We start from the raw sequence: 3,731 nt of genomic DNA, 5'->3' as shown, positions 1-3,731 counted from the left end.
AATGTGCGGGAGATTACGCAGCTCTGGCGTCATCTTTATCCTCCTCGTTTGATTTTTTCAGCCCTGCGCCGAAAGCAGCAGCCGCCCATGCCGGAGGTTTAAGTCCCGCCTGGCGGCGCTCCATAGTTTCACGTACCTGCTGAGAAAATATTTCCTGATAGTCATCTCCGCGTTTGGCACACTCCTTCTCATATGTGCTGAGACCGGCCTCGATCAGCATTACGGCCTCCTGCACCTCCTTCAGCCCATCAATAGCCATGCGCCCCGAGCCAATCCAGTTGGCGTTACCCCATGCGGTTCTCGCCTCCTGGAAGCTAAACCTGGCTTTGGACGGGAGCGTGACAACCCGGCGCGCAATCGCCTCTTCGAGCCAGCAGACGAACATCTGACAGGCCTGCCGGGCCGCGACAAACCTCCGACGCCCCATAAAGAACGCCCAGGATTCATTGGCGCTGGCACGCGCTGTCGAATAGCTCATCTGAGAGTAGTTGCGGGAAAGTTGCTCATACGACACACCAAGACCAGCCGAGATATAGCGCAGAAGGGATTGTTCAAAGGTGGAATAACCGTTATCGGTATCCTGCGCTGACTGAAGGTTCAGTGAATCGCCCGGCAAAAGATGAGGCACTTTCGCGCCACCGAGGCGAACCGGCGCCGCGGCGTAATAAGATGCCATTTCGCCAAGCCAGCCCGTCAACTTATTTTGCTGCTTGCTATCCGCGCCGAGGATAAAGTCCATCGCCGTATCGGTATCAAGCTCACTTTCGATGGTGGCCGCATACATGGCCTTCACTATCGCGCTCTGGAGCTGGGTATTTTGCAGGGTGTCGAGCATTTTCATCTGCTCCATCACGCTGTAAAACACGTTTGCGCCGCGGGTCTGTCCATCCTCAAGCGGTTCAAAAATATGGATGAATGATGGCCTTCCGCCCGGCAGTTCCCGTGGTATATAGGTCCATTTTTGCGACATCCAGCCAGGATAGCTGTCTTCGCTGACGTAGTACCCCAGCGCTGCGCCGCTATCACTGATTTTGACGCCCGCGCGACAGTTACGCGTGTCACCTGTATTACCGGGATTACTCACGCGTTTTGGACTAACCATTTTAAATTGCGTGCGAAAAAGTCGCGATGAATCACTGTCCCAGGTGGGCTGAACGCACAGTTCGCCGTTAAAAGCGTGCGTCGCGACACCTTCGCGGATCATCATGGTAAAGGTTCGCTTGCGCTCGGCATCAATCCCGCAAAAGTCATCCTCCGCATATTCATACCAGGCGGCCTCCACTTCCCTGGCAAACGCTCGGCTTTCCTCTTCTTTAATGCCGAGATATCGCCAGCTCGGGCAGTAACTCAGTCTGAAAAAAGACCCGACGATGTGATCCTGGTGCAACTGCACGGCGTTTGCCGCATAACCATTGTTTCGGACCAGATCATCAGCACGGGCATTCCCCCGTGAGAAGTTCGGCAGAAGTGCGGCGTCGGCACTTTCACTCTGGGGATTCCAGGCATTTAGCTGTCCACCGAATCCGCCGCCACCGGCGTGATAGCCTGCATATTCCCTCAGGGAGGTTTTCCCGTCAGGGCCAACTAAAGAAGGAATTTTCATGCGTAGAACCTTGCCGGCCCGCGGCGTCGTGAAGTGGTACCGACCTGTGACTCAAGATCGGCGATGTACTTTTTCAGATCGCTGACTGAGGTCGCCGTAAATTCCACCTTTCGCCCGTCTTTCTGTACCGTCGCAACCCGTTTCCCCATCATCAGGTCATGTAACGCTGCGCGCGCGGCATCCAGTTCAGTCTGTGTTGCCATTATTCATCTCCCGCTAATGCCCTGGCATAATCAGCCAGAGATTTGTTATTTTTACGGCCAGTGTCTTCTTCCAGTAAGCTGGCCAGAAGAGAATCCAGATCCAGCTGCCAGCGGGAGATACTTATCCGCAGTGCTGCAAGCGCGTAGACAAAACAGTCAAGCGCCTCGTTTCGTCGTTTTTTACTGTCCCAGACGATTTTTTTCTTCCCGTCTACCCACTTCTCAACCTGCTCTTCAGCCGTAAGCTGCTGAGCCTCAGCTAAATCATATATTTCAGGGTTATTAGGGAAGTGAACCGCACCCGCCAGCGGCTCGTCGCCTTCTGCCACCAGCGTGAAACGGTTATAAATCTGCTCTTTCGCGGTGTCTGTTCCTACCTCAGTGAGATAAACGCCATTCTTGTTACGCTTGCGAGGCATATTCGCCACGGGCTTGCCGTAAACAGATGCGCCTTTAACAGGAATGACACGAAACAGACCATGCTTTTTCGAGCGGTTATAAACAATCGTTGGGTCTATGCCGCCGATATCCCAGCAGATGCGGGAAATAAGCATCTCAACGCCGTTAGGCCTCGGATAGGTTTTGTTAATCGCCTCGTCCAGCCTGAGAAGCGTGGATTCATCATCATGGCGACCCATAATGATAATTTTGTCGATAAGCCAGCTTTCCTCGCCAGGCCCCCAGCCCCAGACACGCATTTCGTAACGGTCAAGCTGGGAGTCAATACCGGCAGTAAGGTAGGCCACGCGCTCCGGCACCCTGGCCCCGAAGTGCTCAATACGTTCGGCCATCACCTCAGCATCAGGACGCTCACCAATTTTAGGCTCCCACGTTTCACCAAGCGTTGTGTTGACGAACGTCTTACGTTTTCCCATGTCGCCTTTGGTCTTGATCCAGTCCTTGACGATTTGCACCCATGTTGTGAAGGGGCTATAGGCCGTCCAGACGTGAAAGGTAACGCTGTCAGGCGGATCAATTTCGGTACCCGATGATGAAAACCAGCAAAGGCCGTCGCGCGTCCAGATCCCGGTTTCATCACAGATGTACCGCGCCTGCGAAAAATCGAGCTCCTGCTGTTTAATTACGCAGGCATTGTGCTCACACAGGTATATAACGCTGGCAGGATCCCCCGGCGTCCACTTGAATCCGAATGGCGTCTCTTTATCGCCGAATTTAAGGTACTGCTCTTCCCCACAATGTGGGCAGGGAACATAGAAGCGTAAGAAATGCTCCGACTCTTTGGCGGCACGTTCAATCTGGCACGTTCCTTTAATTTTGGGTGTGGATCCTCGTATGGATTTAGGCCAGACCGACCCTTCAATACGTTTATCACCCAGAAACGTTGGAGAGCCCTCTTTCTCGATATCCTCGTCAAATGCCGCCAGCTCGTCATAACCCGCCACATCAACAGATTTTTCACGGTAGTTTTTTGCAGCTTTACCACCGAGGCACCAGAAACCGCGACCATTCGAGAAACGTTTCATGCTCAACGTGTTGTCCCGGTGTTTTTTACCGTACCAGGGTGCCAGCGCCAATAGCGTGGGGATATCCCTGATTGTCGGTTCGACATGGGACTTCATGAAGTTCTCTGCATCACCGTCGGTAGGTAACCAGATAAGTGAGTTACGTTGTTTATGCTGGATGAAATACGCATACACGCCGAGCAGCATTTTTGAATAGCCTACACGGGCAGACTTAACGACATTGACCTCACGGATATAGTCATTACCCATCGCATTCATTATCGCACGCTGAAACGGTAGCGTTTCCCAGCGCCCTTCCTGATAAGCAGACTCTTTCGGGAGGTAATAATTTTCGTCTGCCCACTCTACCGCCGTTTGCGGCTCTGGCCGGTACAGCGAACGGAGCCCCGAGCGCGCGGAGTGCTGTAGCCCCTTAACCTGACTGTTCGATATATTCACTCA

At 53.3% G+C, this 3,731-nt stretch carries 2 protein-coding genes and 1 pseudogene; all 3 read right to left on the bottom strand.

Going from position 1 to position 3,731, the window contains the following annotated elements; translation table 11 throughout:
- Positions 1-97: 97 nt before the first annotated feature.
- A pseudogene (locus tag BJ887_RS16530) lies at positions 98-1,603 on the bottom strand (phage portal protein); the annotation flags it as partial.
- On the bottom strand, positions 1,600-1,806 hold the full coding sequence (locus tag BJ887_RS16525; RefSeq protein WP_121340132.1) for a phage head-tail joining protein: 207 nt from the start codon (positions 1,804-1,806) through the stop codon (positions 1,600-1,602). The pseudogene BJ887_RS16530 and the gene BJ887_RS16525, both read right to left, overlap by 4 nt.
- Positions 1,806-3,728: a phage terminase large subunit family protein gene (locus BJ887_RS16520; RefSeq protein ID WP_121340131.1), complete on the bottom strand. Its 1,923-nt coding sequence runs from the start codon at positions 3,726-3,728 to the stop codon at positions 1,806-1,808. The genes BJ887_RS16525 and BJ887_RS16520 overlap by 1 nt, the downstream gene beginning before the upstream one ends.
- Positions 3,729-3,731 lie beyond the last annotated feature (3 nt).

This window comes from Enterobacter sp. WPR_3_1 (genome assembly GCF_003635055.1).
In the GTDB taxonomy this organism is placed as follows: Bacteria; Pseudomonadota; Gammaproteobacteria; order Enterobacterales; family Enterobacteriaceae; genus Enterobacter; species Enterobacter ludwigii.
This window is presented reverse-complemented; position numbering and strand designations above follow the sequence as displayed.

What these genes read in the sequence shown, in the direction of transcription:
- BJ887_RS16525 (WP_121340132.1), bottom strand. Translation starts at nt 1,806, where the DNA reads ATGGCAACACAGACTGAACTGGATGCCGCGCGCGCAGCGTTACATGAC.